The sequence below is a fragment of the Bacillus sp. FSL R5-0422 genome (genome assembly GCF_038610765.1).
In the GTDB taxonomy this organism is placed as follows: Bacteria; Bacillota; Bacilli; order Bacillales; family Bacillaceae; genus Bacillus; species Bacillus pumilus_O.
On the sequence record NZ_CP152014.1, the window covers coordinates 2,469,942 to 2,488,064 of the forward strand.

Annotated in this window: 16 protein-coding genes; 2 read left to right on the top strand and 14 right to left on the bottom strand. The window is 42.4% G+C overall.

What is annotated here, in order from left to right; translation table 11 throughout:
* Positions 1 to 30: 30 nt before the first annotated feature.
* The 10 genes from MKX52_RS12620 to zapA all read right to left on the bottom strand — a co-directional run bounded on the left by MKX52_RS12620 (position 31) and on the right by zapA (position 10,253).
* Positions 31 to 804 (bottom strand): electron transfer flavoprotein subunit beta/FixA family protein, encoded by a 774-nt coding sequence (locus MKX52_RS12620; RefSeq protein WP_012010823.1) that lies wholly within the window; start codon positions 802 to 804, stop codon positions 31 to 33.
* A 30-nt stretch (positions 805 to 834) separates the two neighbouring features.
* Positions 835 to 1,614, bottom strand: coding sequence for an enoyl-CoA hydratase (locus MKX52_RS12625; protein WP_342490803.1), 780 nt, complete (start codon positions 1,612 to 1,614; stop codon positions 835 to 837).
* A 26-nt stretch (positions 1,615 to 1,640) separates the two neighbouring features.
* Positions 1,641 to 2,225 (bottom strand): TetR/AcrR family transcriptional regulator, encoded by a 585-nt coding sequence (locus tag MKX52_RS12630; RefSeq protein WP_012010825.1) that lies wholly within the window; start codon positions 2,223 to 2,225, stop codon positions 1,641 to 1,643.
* 161 nt (positions 2,226 to 2,386) lie between these two features.
* Positions 2,387 to 4,108: an AMP-binding protein gene (locus MKX52_RS12635; RefSeq protein ID WP_342490804.1), complete on the bottom strand. Its 1,722-nt coding sequence runs from the start codon at positions 4,106 to 4,108 to the stop codon at positions 2,387 to 2,389.
* Positions 4,109 to 4,209: 101 nt separating this feature from the next.
* On the bottom strand, positions 4,210 to 4,665 hold the full coding sequence (locus tag MKX52_RS12640; protein WP_342490805.1) for an immunity 63 family protein: 456 nt from the start codon (positions 4,663 to 4,665) through the stop codon (positions 4,210 to 4,212).
* A gap of 164 nt (positions 4,666 to 4,829) precedes the next feature.
* On the bottom strand, positions 4,830 to 5,234 hold the full coding sequence (locus MKX52_RS12645) for a DUF350 domain-containing protein (RefSeq protein WP_007501637.1): 405 nt from the start codon (positions 5,232 to 5,234) through the stop codon (positions 4,830 to 4,832).
* Between the two features lie 14 nt (positions 5,235 to 5,248).
* Positions 5,249 to 7,606 carry an endonuclease MutS2 gene (locus MKX52_RS12650; protein WP_342491894.1) on the bottom strand — a complete coding sequence of 786 codons (2,358 nt, stop codon included), beginning with the start codon at positions 7,604 to 7,606 and terminating at the stop codon, positions 5,249 to 5,251.
* Between the two features lie 21 nt (positions 7,607 to 7,627).
* Positions 7,628 to 9,340, bottom strand: coding sequence for a DNA polymerase/3'-5' exonuclease PolX (gene polX, locus MKX52_RS12655; protein ID WP_342490806.1), 1,713 nt, complete (start codon positions 9,338 to 9,340; stop codon positions 7,628 to 7,630).
* 114 nt (positions 9,341 to 9,454) lie between these two features.
* Positions 9,455 to 9,988: a CvpA family protein gene (locus tag MKX52_RS12660; RefSeq protein WP_012010830.1), complete on the bottom strand. Its 534-nt coding sequence runs from the start codon at positions 9,986 to 9,988 to the stop codon at positions 9,455 to 9,457.
* A gap of 7 nt (positions 9,989 to 9,995) precedes the next feature.
* On the bottom strand, positions 9,996 to 10,253 hold the full coding sequence (gene zapA / locus MKX52_RS12665; protein WP_012010831.1) for a cell division protein ZapA: 258 nt from the start codon (positions 10,251 to 10,253) through the stop codon (positions 9,996 to 9,998).
* 134 nt (positions 10,254 to 10,387) lie between these two features.
* Between zapA and rnhC the strand changes: the two genes are divergently transcribed.
* Positions 10,388 to 11,311 (top strand): ribonuclease HIII, encoded by a 924-nt coding sequence (gene rnhC, locus MKX52_RS12670; RefSeq protein ID WP_342490807.1) that lies wholly within the window; start codon positions 10,388 to 10,390, stop codon positions 11,309 to 11,311.
* 38 nt (positions 11,312 to 11,349) lie between these two features.
* Here rnhC and pheT read toward each other — a convergent pair whose 3' ends face one another.
* The 3 genes from pheT to MKX52_RS12685 form a co-directional block, all read right to left on the bottom strand.
* Entirely contained in the window at positions 11,350 to 13,764 is a 2,415-nt protein-coding gene (gene pheT, locus MKX52_RS12675) for a phenylalanine--tRNA ligase subunit beta (RefSeq protein ID WP_342490808.1), read from the bottom strand.
* 15 nt (positions 13,765 to 13,779) lie between these two features.
* The gene (pheS, locus tag MKX52_RS12680; protein ID WP_012010834.1) at positions 13,780 to 14,814 is read right to left on the bottom strand and encodes a phenylalanine--tRNA ligase subunit alpha; all 1,035 of its coding nucleotides are present in this window, start codon (positions 14,812 to 14,814) and stop codon (positions 13,780 to 13,782) included.
* 377 nt (positions 14,815 to 15,191) lie between these two features.
* Positions 15,192 to 15,935 carry an RNA methyltransferase gene (locus tag MKX52_RS12685; protein ID WP_217014351.1) on the bottom strand — a complete coding sequence of 248 codons (744 nt, stop codon included), beginning with the start codon at positions 15,933 to 15,935 and terminating at the stop codon, positions 15,192 to 15,194.
* A gap of 113 nt (positions 15,936 to 16,048) precedes the next feature.
* Here MKX52_RS12685 and sspI point away from each other — a divergent pair, with 113 nt between their 5' ends.
* Positions 16,049 to 16,270, top strand: a complete 222-nt coding sequence (gene sspI, locus MKX52_RS12690) for a small acid-soluble spore protein SspI (protein ID WP_003216243.1) — start codon at positions 16,049 to 16,051, stop codon at positions 16,268 to 16,270.
* A gap of 41 nt (positions 16,271 to 16,311) precedes the next feature.
* On the opposite strand, the gene cstA is transcribed toward sspI, so the two are convergent.
* On the bottom strand, positions 16,312 to 18,108 hold the full coding sequence (cstA, locus tag MKX52_RS12695) for a carbon starvation protein CstA (protein WP_342490809.1): 1,797 nt from the start codon (positions 18,106 to 18,108) through the stop codon (positions 16,312 to 16,314).
* Positions 18,109 to 18,123 lie beyond the last annotated feature (15 nt).

The window sequence follows — 18,123 nt, forward strand, 5'->3', positions numbered from 1 at the left end:
CTTGTTCTCGTGATATCGTAAAGTGGATGTTTAGATGACCTTCGCTTCATTTCTAAGTAAATCTGTCAGTTCTTTGACTTGATCCTGAAGCTCTCCGCTCAGCACCTTGCCACCCTCTTTTTTCTCCGGTAAGAAACGTTCAATTGTTTTGATTTTATATGGCACATCATCTTCATCGAGATCTAAATCATCAAGTTCCAATTCTTCTAAAGGCTTTTTCTTTGCCTTCATAATGCCAGGTAATGATGGATAGCGTGGCTCATTGAGACCTTGCTGCGCAGTGACAACAAGCGGGAGCTCAGCAGAAATGACTTCCACATCACCTTCTGCATCTCGTTCAATCGAAGCAGAGCCGCCATCAATTTGGATACTTGTAATCGTTGTGACATATGAAAACCCAAGTAATTCAGCAAGACGCGGGGCAACCTGTCCAGAGCCACCGTCAATTGCCACATTCCCTGCTAAGATCAAGGAAGCCTCTTTGTCCTTTAAATAATGGTAAAGAATCGTAGAAGCTGAATATTGATCCCACTCTTCTAAGTCATCTTCCACATTTAATAAAACGGCTTGATCGCAGCCCATAGCAAGCGCTGTTCTCAGCTGTTTTTCCGCATCCTCACTGCCAACTGTCACAACGGTCACTTCTCCCCCGTGCTCGTCGCGAAGCTGGATCGCTTCTTCTATGGCGTACTCGTCATAAGGATTAATAATGAACTCTGCTCCATCTTCTTGAATTGCACCAGACTGAATCGAAATCTTCTCTTCCGTGTCAAACGTACGCTTCATCAAAACAAATATATTCATGTATTTCTCCCCCTTGTGTCGTTTAATCCCTTATTCCCCTTTAAAATTTGGTTTGCGCTTTTCGATAAAGGCTTGGATGCCTTCTTTGGCATCATTCGATTGGAAAATCTCACCGAACTTTTTAGCTTCTAGCTTCATACCGCCGTCATATGAATACAATTTTGTCGCATTCAATAAATCCAGCACATACTCGAGTGATTTCGGACTTTTCGTTGCAAATTTTGACGCAAGTGTTTTGGCTGCTTCGAGCGCCTCTTCCTCTGTTTCTGCCAGCTTTGACACAAGTCCGCAAGCAAATGCTTCTTCCCCTGTAATCGGTTCAGCTGTACCCATCATTTCAAGCGCTTTAGCAGAACCAACATAGCGCGGCAGGCGCTGCGTACCGCCGAATCCTGGAATGATACCGAGGTTTAGTTCCGGCAGTCCAAGCTTCGCATCTTTTGTTGCGATTCGGATATCACAAGACATGGCAAGCTCAAGGCCCCCGCCTAATGCAGCTCCGTGAATTGAAGCAATGACCGGTTTTGGACATTGTTCAATCCGTTCAAAGACCTGCTGCCCTCTGTCTGCAAGGCTTGAATAGTCAGACTCTTCCTGCAAGGTCGTAAATTCCTTAATATCAGCACCTGCTGAGAAAAATCTTCCTTCCCCGTGAATCACAATGACTCTTACTTCTTCATTTTGTTCGAGCTGGTCAAACATGTCATTAAGCTCGCTAAGCAGCTGAGAAGATAAGGCGTTTGCTGGTGGATGCTGAATCGTGATAAGTGCTGTCTGTCCTTCATGATGTAAGGTGAGTATCTTTTCCATGTCAATCATCCTTTTTCAAAATGTCTTTAAGATTGATGTATTCCGTTTAAGAGTAGATCACGTACGTTTTCTGCAAGTGCAGGAAGATCATATTTTTGATCATTCATGACCCATGTTGTAGCGGTTTCATCAATCGTCCCAAATACCATTTGTCTCGCTAAACGGACATCTAGATTTTGTCTAAATTCTCCTGTTTTCTTTCCATCTGCTAAAATGGATTCGAGCATATTTAAATACCCTTTCAGCACCTCATTGATTTTTTGCCGCAGCTCAAGGTTTGACTGCCTGAGTTCAAGCTGTGTCACAAGAGCCAAATGATGATTTTGCGCAAGCATACGAAAATGCTCTTCAATGAGCAGTAGAAGCTTTTCTTTCGCAGACGGTTTCTTTTGAATATCTGTTTCCATCCGTTCGATGAATTGTCCCATTTTTTCTTTGAATAATGAGATCAAAATATCCTCTTTATTTTTAAAATAAAGATAAATGGTTCCGTCTGCTACCCCTGCTTGTTTCGCAATTTTTGAAACTTGTGATTGGTGATAGCCATTCTCTGCAATCACCACAACTGCTGCATCAATAATTTGCATGTACTTCGGTCTTTTCTGCTTCAATGTGCTTCGTCCCTTTCTAAATTGAATGAGTATTCATTCATAACTTTATGTTAAAAAGAAACGAACGATTTGTCAAGTGATCTTCTTCTTTCCTCTTTTAGCATAACAGAGCAGCCGGTCAACATTCAAATCATCCGGCCTGTGGACCGGATGATGAACGACTATGTTTTCGGTTGATCGGCAGGCGTTTCAGTTGAAGAAGCGTGCTTTCTTTTTTCTTCTTCAATTAATACTCTGCGCAATATCTTTCCGACGGCTGTTTTAGGCAGTGACTCTTTAAATTCATACACGCGCGGTACTTTAAATGAGGCAATTCTCGTTCTGACAAAGCGATCAAGTTCGTCCTCTGTTAAGTAGGCATTCTTTTTCGGTACAATAAATGCTTTTACTGTTTCTCCTCTGTACGGATCTGGAATACCTGCAACGACAACTTCTTGTACAAGCTCATGCTCATAAAGGGCTTCTTCGACCTCTCTTGGGTAAATATTATAGCCGCTCGCAATGATCACATCTTTTTTTCGGTCAACGATATAGAAAAAACCGTCCTCATCCATATACCCTATATCTCCAGTGAAAAACCAGCCATCTCGTAAGACAGCCTCTGTCTCCTCTGGCTGATTCCAGTATCCTTTCATGATCTGAGGGCCTTTTACAATAATTTCCCCATGCTCATATGGCTCTTTGAGGCCTCCGGTTTCTTCGCAGTAAATACCGGCATCTGTATTAGGCCACGGGCAGCCAATGCTGCCTGTTTTGTTCGCTCCCCATAAAAAGTTAGAATGAGTGACGGGAGAGGTTTCTGAAAGTCCATACCCCTCCACTAAGCGTCCTCCTGTTAATTTTTCAAAGCTTTGTTTGACTTCAACAGGTAGTGCCGCTGAGCCGCTTAGACATGCAGTGATGGACGACAGGTCATACTTTTCAATGTTCGGATGATTCAGCAAGGCAATATACATGGTTGGTGCGCCTGGAAATAGTGTCGGCTTCTGTTTTTCAATGGTTTTGAGGGTATCTGCGACATCAAAGCGTGGGAGCAGAATCATTTGATGCCCTTCTTTGACAGCAAGATTTAAGACAGTCGTCATTCCGTAGACATGAAAAAACGGAATGATGCCGAGGATGCGTTCTTTCCCCCTGTTCGTTTTATACATCCAAGAAGCGCACATTTCAGTATTCGCTAAAATATTCTCATGTGTGAGCATGACCCCTTTTGGTAAACCGGTCGTTCCGCCTGTATATTGCAAAACAGCGATATCCTCTTTCGGATCAAAGGAAAGTGCGGGTATCTGCTGTTCACCTTCTAATTCTTTCATAATCTGCGCGAAGTGTTGAATGGTTTCATTTCTCTCGACTTGGATAACCATTTTATTTTTTCTTCTTTGCACAATAGGAAACAGTATGTTTTTCGGAAATGGTAAATAATCTTGTAGTTTGGTAATGATGAAGTGCTCCATACTTGTCAGCGCTTTCATTTTATAAGCCTTTGGATACAACAGATCGAGCGTGATCAGCACTTTGGCGCCGCTGTCTTCCATTTGGTATTCCAGTTCTTTCTCTGTATAGAGCGGGTTTGTTTGAACAACGATGCCACCTGCTATTAAAACAGCGTAATAAGAGATGACTGATTGAGGGCAGTTCGGTAGCATGATCGCTACTCTGTCGCCTTTTTTCACGCCAATTTTGATCAAATGATTGGCTAGTTTCAATACGTCTTCTTGCAGCTGTTCATAGGTGATGTTCTTTCCTAGAAAATGAATGGCTGTATGCTCAGGTGCAGCCTCTGCGGAGCTGAATAAGTAAGATTGCAATGTTTCATTTGGGATGGTGAGTTCGTGGGGAATTTGATTCGGGTAATGCAGAAGCCAACGTTTATCTGACTGCATAAAAACCCTCCTTCCTGAACTTTCGTACTATTATATTATAGCAAACTTTTCCTTAGGGCAGTTTGCTTTTTTCTAATAGGGCTTGGTTCAATTGTACATATTTACTTTTTCGCCGGTGTTTCGATAGAAGCTCTTTTTCCTTCATGATGCCACTGTTCATATAAACCACCAATAGCACGAAATGCCTCGTTGACTCTATCCACGATCTGCTGATGGATACTTGGGTCATTCGGTAAATGCGTCTGGATGTTGTCGACTTGATACTTCCTCATCATGTCGATGTAAATCGTGAGAAAAATGGTATCTTCTAAAATCCAGTAAATGACTTCATCCGCCAATTTTGTTCTTTTATGCAGCATTTGAATTCCCCGTTCATATTGAATGAGGATATAGCCATTCGAATCAATTTGAATATAGGGACTCAACTCATCAAAAAATCCTGACGTTTGAAATGGACGTGCAATATACGGTTCATATATGTTTCTTGGGAGGGGTGTCATTTGAAGACAAGTGTCAATGCGCTTGATCAGTTCGTCTTTTTGCAGAATGTGCTTCATATCATCATTCGCCGCCTTTGATGAGATAAAAGCTGCCAAGGGGTTCCCTGACAGCTTTCTAACGTTGTTTTTTCATTTCACAGGAACAGATAAACGGCACCAATGACCGCAAAAGTGCAGGCAACTACGATTAATACTTTTGCTAGCTTTTCCATGTCGTCTCCTTAAATGCCGGCTGCTACTACATAAGACAGCCCAACTGAAATGATGAGTGAAATAAATCCGACCGCTCTATTATCATTTTCAATCTCTTTGTCTACTTTAAAACGCGGTGTTAAAAATTCAAAAATGAAATAGCTGACGAGCAGCATCACAAAGCCGTATACGCCCCATCCAACCATTTGAAGAAGGGAATTGTGCTGTGCGATTGAATGCTGAAACACATTCGCAATCCCAAAGATCTTCCCGCCTGTTGCCATGGCAACAGCTAAGTTGCCACGCTGGATCTCTTCCCAGTTTTTATAAGAGGTGACGAGTTCAAAAATGGTTAGAAATAAAACGAGACAGAGGACGGCCACGCTATAATAGGCGGCAATTTCCACAAGTTCATTTTCCCAAAAGGCTTTCATGCGTTTTCTCCTTTTTACTTTAATTCGACGATGGTGACGCCTGATCCTCCCTCACCTTGTTCGCCAAAACGAGCATTTTTCACACTTCGATGCTGTTTCAGTAATTCCTGAACCCCTTTTCTAAGGGCGCCAGTTCCTTTTCCGTGAATAATAGACACGCGCGGATAACCAGCTAATACAGCATCATCTAAATATTTTTCGACTCTGCTTAAGGCATTTTCATAACGCTCGCCTCTTAAATCGAGTTCAAGCGAGACATGATAATCTTTCCCTTTAACTGCCGTGATGGCTTTTTCTTGCTTAAATTCAGGTGCTGATTTGATAAATTCCATGTCTTTTTCTTTTACCTTCATTTTCAGAATGCCCATTTGGACACTCCATTCTTTGTCGCCTGTTTGTTCAAGCAACGTTCCTTTTTGCCCGAAGGTGAGCACTTTGACTTCGTCGCCTGACTTCAGCTGTCTTACTGCTTTTTTCGCTGGCTCTGGCTTCTTTTTCCTATCAAACTCAGGAACGGCTTCTTCAAGACGCTTTCGCGCATCGATGAGTTCATGCTCTTTGAATGAGCGGTGTTCACTTTTTATCGAACGGAGCTCTTGAATGATATCTTCTGCTTCTTTTGATGCTTGGTCAATTTTCTCTTTCGCCTTCTGTTCAGCTTCTTCAAGCAGTTTGTCTTTTTGCTCATTCCATTCAAGAATTTGTCTTTGCAATTCTTTATGAAGCTTTTCTGCTTCTTTTCTATAGACTTCTGTCTCATGCAGTTCTTCTTCTGCCTGTTTCTTGCTATCTTCTAATGAAGCAATCATTTGGTCTACTTCATTATGCTCTGCATGCATATCCGCTTTTGCCCGGTCTATCAGGTGATCTGGCAAACCAAGACGCTTTGAAATTTCAAATGCGTTACTTCGTCCAGGCACACCGATGAGCAGGCGGTACGTTGGTGATAAGGTTTCGATATCAAACTCCACGCTTGCATTCGTGACGCCTTCCCGGTTATACCCATATGCCTTCAGCTCGGGGTAATGAGTCGTTGCAATGACACGTGCATTTGTTTGATGCACTTCATCTAATATGCTCATCGCAAGTGCCGCACCTTCAGCTGGGTCTGTTCCTGCCCCCAATTCATCAAATAAAACGAGAGAGTTAGAAGTCAAATGCTTTAAGATATCGACAATATTGACCATATGAGATGAGAACGTACTCAAGCTTTGTTCAATGGATTGTTCGTCTCCAATATCAGCAAAGACTTGGTCGAACACAGCCACTTCAGAGCCTTCTTCAACTGGAATATGGAGGCCCGCCTGTGTCATCAGCGTCAGAAGACCAAGCGTTTTTAAAGTAACGGTCTTTCCCCCTGTATTTGGTCCAGTGATCACAATTGTTGAAAAATCTTTACCGAGTTCAATATCATTTGCGACAACTTGATCCCGAGGCAATAGAGGATGTCTTGCTCGTTTTAAATAGATTTCTCCTTGATCATTCACAGCAGGTTTAGTGGCTTTTTCTGTCTTTGCATATTTAGCTTTAGCAAAAATAAAATCTAGCGTCTGTAGTTCCTTTACATTGTGAAGCAGTTCCCCAATGTGCTCTGACACACTCTCTGTCAGCATTTGCAGGATCTTTTCAACCTCTTGCTTCTCTTTTAAACGGGTTTGCTGCAAGGTGTTATTTACATCCACGACGACTTGCGGCTCAATAAAAAGAGTTGCCCCTGATGAAGACTGATCGTGAACAATTCCGCCGTAATTCGAGCGGTACTCTTGTTTCACTGGAATAACAAACCGGTCATTACGAATGGTGACAATGGTGTCTGACAGCATTTTTGAAGCCGATTGTGAACGAATCATCGCTTCTAATTTATCACGGACTTTTGATTCTAGTGAGCGTAATTGAATGCGCAATGAACGAAGGGCAGGGGTTGCATGATCAAGCACTTCTCCATTATCACCAATACAGCTTTCGATTTCTTTTCTGATTTCTGGCAGTAATATCAACGTCTCAGCATATGTATGAAGGCGAGGTATGTCTACCCCATCTTCATACATGGACGTGAGAAAGTGTTTCATATTTTTCGTTGTATATAACAGCGCTGCGATTTCCATCAGCTCAGAAGGGCTTAATGTACTGCCGATTTCTGCCCGTTTCACTGCACGTCTAATATCTGTTAATCCGCCAAATGGCGCAGACCCCTTTAAGCGGATCACATCTTGCGCTTCTGCTACCTCTTCCAGCAAATGCTGAATGGTTTCTATATCCGTCAGAGGTGTTAAATCCTGCGCTCTTTCTTTTCCTAATGTGGATGCGGTATAGGACATCACTTTTTCTTTTACTTTATGAAATTCTAATGATGATAACACTTTTTGTTGCAGCATGGTCCAGCCTCCTAACGACTACCTGTCACGCGTTAAAAACTTTTTGATCTCGTTTAGAGTAAAAGTATTCACGACATTTCCTCTTTGTGTCCAGCCCTTCCTTGCAGCTGTTACACCAACTTCCATATGATCCAGCATGGCGATGTTGTGCGCATCTGTATTGATCATGATGTTCACACCCGCTTCATTTGCTTTGATTAAGTGCTCTGTTTTCAAATCCAGTCTTGAAGGATTACTGTTGAGTTCAAGTGCAGTGCCTGTTTTCTTCGCAAGCTCTATGAGCTGATCTATATTCAAGGCATAGCCATCACGTCTACCGATCAAACGGCCTGTTGGATGTGCAATTAAATCGACATGTTGATTACGCAAGGCATTTTCAAGGCGTTCCATAATGACTTCTTCCGGCTGAGAGAAGCTAGAATGAATAGACGCAATGACAAAATCCATGTCTTTTAAAAAGTCGTCATCATAATCTAACGATCCATCAGGCAGGATATCCATTTCGACCCCTTTGAATATGTGAAAATGCTCGAATTCCTGATTCAACTTATCAATTTCTTTTGCTTGCAAACGCAAACGTTCTTTTGTTAAACCGTTGGCTACTTTTAAATATTGCGAGTGGTCTGTAATCGCCATGTATTCATAGCCTTTTGCGATACATGCTTCCGCCATTTCACGAATAGAGAAGGCTCCATCACTCCATGTCGAGTGCATATGTAGGTCGCCTTTGATATCTCTCAATTCTACAAACTGCATACTTTCTTTATACGTATCAATCTCTGCTCCGGTTTCACGAATTTCTGGTGGAATGAGTGGAAGTTGAAAATGCGCATAAAAAGCGCTTTCGTCTTTAAACGTTTTTACTTCTCCAGTTTCAATCGTTTCCACACCATATTCGCTAATGCGCTCTCCGCGTTCCTTTGCAAGCTGACGCATTCGAATATTATGATCTTTTGAGCCAGTGAAATGGTGCAGCGTCGTTGCGAATTGATCTGATGTCACAAGCCTGAAATCAACACTGATTTCAAAATCAAGGGCAAGCACAACAGATACCTTCGTATCGCCGCTTGCGATCACATCTTTCACATCATCAAGTGCAACAAGTTGCTCTCTGACTTGCTCAGGATTGTCTGTTGCAATGATATAATCTAAATCTTTGACGGTTTCGCGTGCACGTCTTAAGCTGCCGGCTCTTGAAAAACGGATGATACCTTTCATCTCTTCAAGTGCATGATCAATCCGCTCTGCCACATCTAATGCAAAGCCAATTGGCAGTCGTTCTGGCTGCTTTCCTGCTTCCTCAAGAGCTGCAAGAATCTTTTCTTCTGTTTTTTTCCCGAAGCCAGCAAGCGCTTGTACCTTTTCCGCTTCGCATGCTTCTTTTAGAGACTGTGCATCATGGACGCCAAGCTCTTGGTAAAGCTTAGCGATCTTCTTCCCGCCGAGTCCTGGCAATTTCAAAAGCGGGACAAGTCCTTCAGGCACTTCCTTTTTTAATTGTTCGAGTGTTTCTGATTGTCCTTTTTCGATATACTCAGTGATCACAGCAAAGGTTCCTTTTCCAATGCCGGGTAATGCTAATAGATCATCTATTTGAGAAAGGCTGCGGTCATCTTGTTCCAGTGCCGCTGCTGCTTTACGAAAGGCAGAAATTTTAAAAGGATTATCTCCTTTTAGCTCCATATAGACTGCAATTGTTTCAAGAAGTTTGATAATATCTTTTTTATTCATCTCTCATCCTCCAGCCGCTTTGGCATCTTCATTTATAAATATACAAACTTTTCCTTCATCCTACAACTTTCTGTCATGGAATGAGAAAAAACTTCTCCAAGATAGGAGAAGTTTTTAAACTCCATAAGTCGTCCATAAGTCTTTGACAAGACCGGACAGATAAGGGGTGTGGCTTACGATCGCATCTGCTAATATCGATTTGCTCAACATTGTTTGCAGTGCATCGACTGGAAGTAATGCAGCGACAAACAAAAGAATAAATACAAATAGATAGGTTTCAAGAAATCCTAAAACACCGCCAAGCAGTTTGTTGACCTGCTTAATTACAGGTATACTTGCAATGGTTGTGAGCAATCCGCCAATGATGGCGAGCAGGATTTTGGTCAAGATAAACAGAATGATAAACGCAATGGTATTATAATAAGCTGTTTCTAGATTCCCACTAAAGAAAGCGAGTTGCGCTTGACCGCCGCTAAAATTAGGTGCTGGAATCCACGTAAGCTGTGGTGCAAGTGACTGATAAAACATGGAAGCCACTAAGATAGAAACAACAAAGCTGATCAATTTAATAAATTGAAGAATAAACCCGCGTTTTAGACCGACAAGCGTTCCCATAAGAAGCAAAAACAAAATGATGATATCGATCACGGTAATTTCATTCCTTTTCTTTAAGCTGAATCTCTAGTTTTTCGTATTGCTCTTTTAATTTCAAGTAGTCGTGGACGACATTGACTGCTGTCAGTACAGCTAATTTGTTTATATCAAGGTATGGGTTTTTTTCATTTATTTCTCTCATTTTATCATCAACAATTGAAGCAACGTGTCGCATATGCATCTTCGTTTCTTGACCGATGATCGTATAGGACTGTCCGTAAATCTCAACTGTTGTTTTCGTTTTACCGCCGTCAGACAACGTTTCTCCTCCATTCCACGAAAATCCTAGTCTCTATCATAACATGTTTAGACATTGAATGGAAAGACGAGCCCTTCCCTGTTATGGTACACTTTAGAAATCAATGATATCAAGGTAAAAAGGAGTTATCCACTGTGCCCCAATCCGTCTTAAAAGCAACATCAGAAGACCTTAAAAAGATGAAGAGCGCGTATGCGCACCACCTAACTGATACGTTACCACCAGGCGCCCTTTTTCAAGCAAAGGTTCCTGGCTGTACGATTACAGCTTATCGATCTGGAAAAGTGCTATTTCAAGGACAAAAGGCAGAAGCTGAAGCCAGTCAATTCAGCCATTTAAAAGCAACTGATCCGAAAAGTTCAAAAACACCTGCTGTCACAAAATATAGTCCGCCGTCAGGGATTGCCTCTATGTCCGTCATCGGTTCAGATGAAGTAGGAACTGGTGATTATTTTGGACCGATAACGGTCTGTGCCGCCTATGTTGATGCTAGCCACCTTGCTCTCATGAAAGAGCTTGGCGTAAAAGACTCAAAAGGCCTAAAAGACCCACAAATTATCAACATTGCTAAAGATCTCATCAAAACCATTCCGTTCAGCCTTCTTGTACTACGAAATGAAAAGTACAATGCCATGCAGGAAAAGGGCATGAGCCAAGGGAAAATGAAGGCGCTCCTTCACAACCAAGTCATCACCTCTGTGCTGGAGAAATTAGATGGGAAACAGCCTGAAGCTATTTTGATTGACCAATTTGCAGAACCGGGTATTTATTTTAAGCATCTTGCTGGAAAAAAAATCATTCGGGAGCGGACGTACTTTAGCACAAAAGCAGAAGGGATTCATTTGTCAGTTGCTGCCGCTTCCATTATTGCAAGGTACGCTTTTTTAATTGAAATGGATAAGTTATCTGCAGCAGCAGGGTTTGAGATTCCAAAGGGAGCAGGTCCTCATGTGGACAAGGCCGCTGCAAAGCTCATCAAGCTGCACGGCGAAGAGGCTCTACGTCAATTTACAAAACTGCATTTTGCCAACACACAAAAAGCGAAAAAATGGTTATAAAAAAGAGCTAGGCCAATACGGCCTTAGCTCTTTTTTCTTTAACCGCGCAAGACGGCTTGATACGTATCTTCTAATGCTTTCAATACTTTTGTATGAACAGCGGTGACTTCTTCCTCTGTCAATGTTTGTTCCGGATTTAAATATTGGAGAGAGAATGCAACAGATTTTTTGCCTTCTTCCATGTGTTCACCTTCATACACATCAAAGACGGATAGATCAGTCAGTAAATTCCCGCCTGCTTCAAAGATGACCTGCTCCAGCTGTCCGCTTGAGATATGCTGATCTACGACAAGTGCAATATCTCTTGTCACAGCAGGGAATCTCGGAATTGCTGTATATTTCATATCCTTGGATTCAGACGTCATCACATCTGTTAAATCAAACTCGAAGACATATGTTTCTTTTAAATCTAATTCCTTTTCAACGACTGGATGAAGCGCAGCAACAAACCCAATGACTTTTCCATTTAAATGAACATCTGCTGTACGTCCTGGGTGAAGACCTTCACGCTCTGCTTGGACATATGTGATTTGGCCTGATACACCAAGCTTTTCAAATAGACCTTCTGCAATTCCTTTCGCTACATAAAAATCGACAGCTTTTTTCTCGCCCTGCCAAAGATTTTTATGCCATAAGCCTGTCAGCGCCCCAGCAACATGTTCTTTTTCCACCGGTTTTGCCCCTTCAGCTTCTGCTAAGAACACAGAACCCGTTTCATAAAAGCCAAATGAATCAGCTTGTCTAGCCAAGTTATAGGCAACTGAATCAAGTAAGTTTGGCAGTAGACTTTGTCTAAGCACACTTCGTTCCTCACTCATTGGCAAGGAAAGTCTTGTTTTATAAGCTGAATTCAATGCAAAGGCAGTAGATTTATGCTGATTTGTCAATGAATACGTGATCGCTTGAGAAAGACCTGCGCCTTCTAAGAAACGTCTCACCTTTCTGCGCTTCACTTGGTATGGCGTGAGACCTCCAACTGTACCAGCTGTCGCAGGTAGTGTAGATGGGATATTATCGTAGCCGTATAATCTCGCAACTTCTTCAATGAGATCTTCTTCAATTGTGATATCCATTCTGCGAGAAGGAACTGTTACGACTAGAACGTCATTAGATTCACCCACTGTAAAGCCCAGTTTGTTGAAAATTTGAATCATATCTTCTTTTGAAATGCTCATGCCAAGCACCTTGTTCACACGCTCAGTGGATACGTGGATGACATTCATATTTGTTTCAAGGTGGTTTTCCTCCACAGTCCCACTTAACACTTCACCACCTGCATAGATGCTGATCAATTGCGCTGCTCTTTCGGCTGCTGATTTCGTACGTTGCGGATCAAGTCCTTTTTCAAATCGTGTGCTTGATTCACTGCGAAGCCCTAAATCTCTAGATGCTTGACGGACTGTTTGACCGTTGAAATATGCCGCTTCTAAGAGAATCGTTGTCGTTACATCACGCACCTCTGATTCAAGGCCGCCCATGACGCCTGCGACAGCGTGCGCTTTCGTGCCATTCGTGATGACAAGATGCTTTGATGAAAGGGTACGCTCTTGCTCATCAAGTGTTTGAATGCTTTCACTATCAGTTGCTTTACGTACGACCACTTGTTTTGAACCAAAGCGATCATAATCAAATGCATGAAGTGGCTGACCGTATTCAAGCAGTACAAAGTTTGTAATATCGACGACATTGTTAATTGGGCGAATGCCTGCATTCATCAATCTTGTTTGAATCCAAAGCGGTGCTGGTCCAATCTTTACATTTTTAATGATCTTCGCAGCATAAAGTGGATTCGCTTCTTGATCTTCAATTTTCACAGAAATATAGTCTGCTGCTTTTTCTGAAGACGTGTTATGTGCTGTATCAGGAAGTTTGATCTCTTTCCCTAAGATGGCTGCAACCTCATAGGCGACACCTAGCATATTCAGGGCATCCGCGCGGTTTGGCGTTAAGCCAAGCTCAAGTACTGCATCGTCTAACTGAAGTGCCTGAAGGGCATCTTCCCCGGGTTTGACGTCATTTGGGAAAACAAAAATACCTTCTGCATATTCTTTTGGTACGAGTTTGCTTTCGACACCTAATTCTTGCAGAGAACAAATCATGCCATGAGACTCTTCGCCGCGCAGCTTTGCTTTTTTAATTTTAAAGTTCCCAGGAAGGACTGCGCCAACCGTTGCGACAGCCACATATTGACCTTTATCTACATTCGGAGCCCCGCAAATAATTTGAACCGGTTCGTCTTCTCCGATATCCACGAGACATTTGTTTAATTTGTCAGCATTCGGGTGCTGTTCTCGCTCCACGACGTGTCCAACAACAACTCCTTTAATGCCTTCGCCTTTATATTCAACGGCTTCCACTTCAATTCCGCTTCTTGTGATTTTTTCTGCTAATTCATCCGGCTGAATGCCTTCTAAATCGACATAGTCTTCTAACCATTTATATGAAACAAACATGTTGATTTCCTCCTCTTAGTCCTGCTTGAATTGCTTTGTGAATCTAATATCATTTGTGTAGAAATGACGAATATCATCAATGCCGTATTTGAGCATCGCAATCCGTTCAACACCCATTCCAAAAGCAAAGCCTTGGTATGTTTCTGGATCAAATCCGCTCATTTTCAGAACATTCGGATGAACCATCCCAGCTCCTAAAATCTCAATCCAGCCTGTTCCTTTACATACAGAACAGCCTTTTCCTCCGCATTTAAAGCAAGACACATCCACTTCAACAGATGGTTCTGTGAATGGGAAAAAGCTTGGACGCAGTCTAATTTCACGATCTTCACCAAACATTTTTCTTGCGACTGTTTCAAGCGTACCTTTTAGATCACTCATACTAATATTGTGATCGACAACAAGCCCTTCAATCTGCATAAATTGATGTGAATGAGTCGCGTCATCACTGTCTCGTCGATAAACTTTCCCAGGGCAGATGATCTTCACAGGACCCTGCCCTTTATATTTTTCAAGTGTACGTGCTTGAACTGGTGACGTTTGTGTTCTGAGCAATGTATCCTCGGTAATGTAGAAGCTGTCCTGCATATCACGTGCCGGATGCTCCTTTGGAAGATTCAGCGCTTCAAAGTTATAGTAATCCGTTTCTACCTCAGGACCTTCTTCAACGGTATAGCCCATGCCAATAAATAAATCTTCAATATCTTCAACAACAATCGTTAATGGATGTCTTGCCCCTATTTTGATTGGGTTTGCTGGCAATGTCACATCGATCGTTTGAGACGCAAGTTTCTTTTTCACTTCTTCTTTTTCCAGCTGTTCATTTTTTTCAGCAATAGCACCAGCAATCTGCTCTCTCACTTCATTTGCAAGTGCACCCATTTTCGGTCTTTCTTCTGCGGAGAGCTTGCCCATTCCGCGGAGTACCTCTGTGATCGGTCCTTTTTTCCCTAAATATTGAACACGTATGTCATTGACTTCTTTGAGCGAGCTAGCTGCTTCAACCTTCGCTATCGCTTCTGTTTCAAGCTGTTTTAACGTTTCTTGCATGAGTGTAATCCTCCTTTTGATATACAAAACCGCCTGGATAAACGGCTGTTTGATCGTTTGAAGACAATAAAAAAACCCGTCCCCTCTAGAAAAGAAGGGACGAGTTGTGGTCGCGGTACCACCCTTGTTAAGCACAAATACATGTGCGAATAAGCTTCATTGACATAACGGAATCAAACGAATCCGGTTCACCTTTACGCAAAGCTTGCGGTCCCGGTGACAACTCCAGAGGTGAATTCCTGTTTCCGCATTCCTTAAATGCACTTTCAGTCTACGATGCATTCTCCCTATAAGGCCGCTCCTTGAAACAATCTTCCTCTATCATGGTTTTTAAAATATTAGTTTCATTATAGTGAAAATGAGCGCATGTTGCAACACTATCCACGCAAATGATAAACAAGAACTGCCGCTGCAACAGCTACATTTAATGATTCAGCTTGTCCATACATTGGCACATATAAATTGTGGTCAGTCATTTGAAGAATCTCTGGGTTTATACCCCCTCCTTCATTACCCACAATCAACGCAAACGGACCTTCTGCCGTTACGCTTTTATACGCTTTCGCATTGTTTAGCGCGCTTCCGTATACAGGAATGCCTTGCTCCTTACATGCTGCTATGGTCTGCTGAAGGCTTTGCTTTAAAATGGGTAGGTGGAAATGTGACCCTTGTGCGGAACGGAGCGTTTTTCCGTTATACGCATCAACTGTTCCATCGCCTAAGATCACAGCATCAAGACCTGCTGCATCTGCTGTCCGAATGAGTGTGCCTAAATTACCTGGGTCCTGCACTGCATCTAACAGAAGAAGTCGTTCATACTTCTTTTCTTCAAATACAGGAACTGTACAAACTGCCGCGATGTGCTGAGGCGTTTCCGTTTCGGTCATGGCAGAAAAGGCTTCTTCGCTCAGTTCATAAAGCTCAATGTCAGGATCGATATGAGAAGGAAGCTTATCAGGCGATGTGACCATTAATTCTTTCACAGCTCGGCTCTTCAATGCTTCTTCGACTAAGTGGATTCCCTCCACGAGAAACAGCCCCGTTTTCGTTCGTTCTTTTTTCGTATGGAGCTTTTTCCACTGTTTAATGTGTGTGTTTTTTGCTGATTCTATATATTTCAAGTGACTTTAACTCCTTTAAATATCATGAATTTATTATATCTCATGCACACTACATAATAAACCTGTCTTTGAGACAGAATAGGGCTATCACCATCAAAAAAGGAGTGTGGGCAATGGATTTTAATTTAAGAGGCGCAGTCATTCAAAACATTACTGGCCATAATCAAGAACAGCTTGAGCATACGATTTTAGATGCCATTCAAAGCGGTGAGGAAAAAATGTTGCCAGGCCTTGGCGTGTTGTTTGAAGTGCTATGGCAAGAAGCATCAGAAAACGAGAAGAACGAGATTCTTGAAACATTAGAGCAAGGCTTAAAGCCTCATCAGCAGCAATAAAAGAAACCGGTTTGCTTATCATAGCAAACCGGCTTTTTCATTTAGCCAGTGATCGGTGTTTCCATTCGAAGCGCTGGATCACGCCAAATGTCAACCCATTTTTTAATCGCAAACACAATAATCACAAATCCTAAGATCAGCATAATGATTGACAGCACCGCATTCAGCATACTGTAACCCGATGCCTCGGGATTAAGGTATACATTTGCTACCATCCAATAGCCCGCATAATTCACTGTCACATATAAGTAAGCAAGTGGAATTAAACAAGTCAGCATATAGCGCCTTTTATCTGCAATTTTTAATACAACGGTTGCTCCGATGATAAGTCCGACCGATGCCATTAACTGGTTTGACACCCCAAACAGTGCCCAAATGGACCCGATGTCTCCAGAGTAAAGCAAATACCCCCACATAAAACAAGCAAGCGCACTTGCGAACACCGACCCAGGGACCCAGTCATTTCGTTTAAGCGGTTTATAAGCTTCGCCAAAAAAGTCTTGAATTAAATAACGTGCCACACGTGTTCCTGCATCAATAGCGGTTAAAATAAAGACAGCTTCAAACATAATGACAAATTGGAAAAAATAAGACGCCAAATGACCAAAGAACGGAATTCCCGTAAAGATATACGCCATTCCTACAGCTAATGTCACAGCTCCACCCGTTCTTCCTTCTAAATCAAGACCAATTTCCTTACTCAGCTGCGGAAGGTTCTCGACACTCATCCCGAGTGTTCTGAACACTTCTGGTGTACTATTTATCGCAAAATAATCACCTGGATGAAGAGCCGTAGCGGCAATTAACGCCATAATTCCAACTAGACATTCGACTAGCATTGCGCCAAAAGCGACAGGCTTCATATCGCTCCATCGATCAAGCATCTTAGGCGTTGTTCCAGATCCAACAAATGCGTGGAAACCAGAAATGGCCCCGCAAGCAATAGTAATCGAAATAAACGGCCAGACAGGACCAGCTAAAACAGGACCTCCTCCATTGACAAACTCCGTAAACGCTGGGAATTGAATCGTTGGATTGACAACAAAGATTCCAGCAATCAATGCGATAAAAACACCTATTTTCATAAAGCTACTTAAATAGTCCCTCGGTGCGAGCAGCAGCCAAACCGGCAATGCCGCAGCAAAAAAAGCATAGATCGGTAAAGCAAGAGCAAGCGTTTTTGTATCAAGTGTTAAAAGATCGCCAAGTGCCGTTCCTTGAATATTCGGCCCAAGGAATACACCGACCATCAGCAAAATAAATCCCGCAGTTGTCGCCAGTTTTAAATTGCCTGTCTTTTTATAATAAAGACCAACCCCCATCGCAATTGGAATCGTGATTCCGACTGCAAATGTCCCCCAAGGGTTACGTTCTAACGCATGAAGCACAACCATGGACAAACCTGCCATTGTGATCGTAATGATAAACAGCATCGCAAGCCCTGTACAAAATCCTGCGACAGGTCCTAGCTCTTCCTTTGCTACCTCTGATAACGATTTCCCCTTTTTTCTCATCGACGCAAATAAGACGACAAGATCATGTACAGCTCCGCCAATCACTGCGCCAATTAACAGCCAAAGAAGACCCGGTAAATACCCGAATTGTGCGGCTAAAATCGGCCCCACTAACGGACCGGCAGCTGCAATCGCAGCAAAGTGATGCCCAAATGTGACCCACTTATTGGTAGGCACATAATCTTTTCCGTCCTCTAATGTGTGAGCTGGTGTAGGATGATCGTCTGTCACCTTTAAGACCTTGACCATCATAAAAGTGCCATAAAGACGATAGGCAATCGCTAAAATACACATAGAAGCTATGACAATTGTAACCGCATTCATTTAACCATCCCCTTT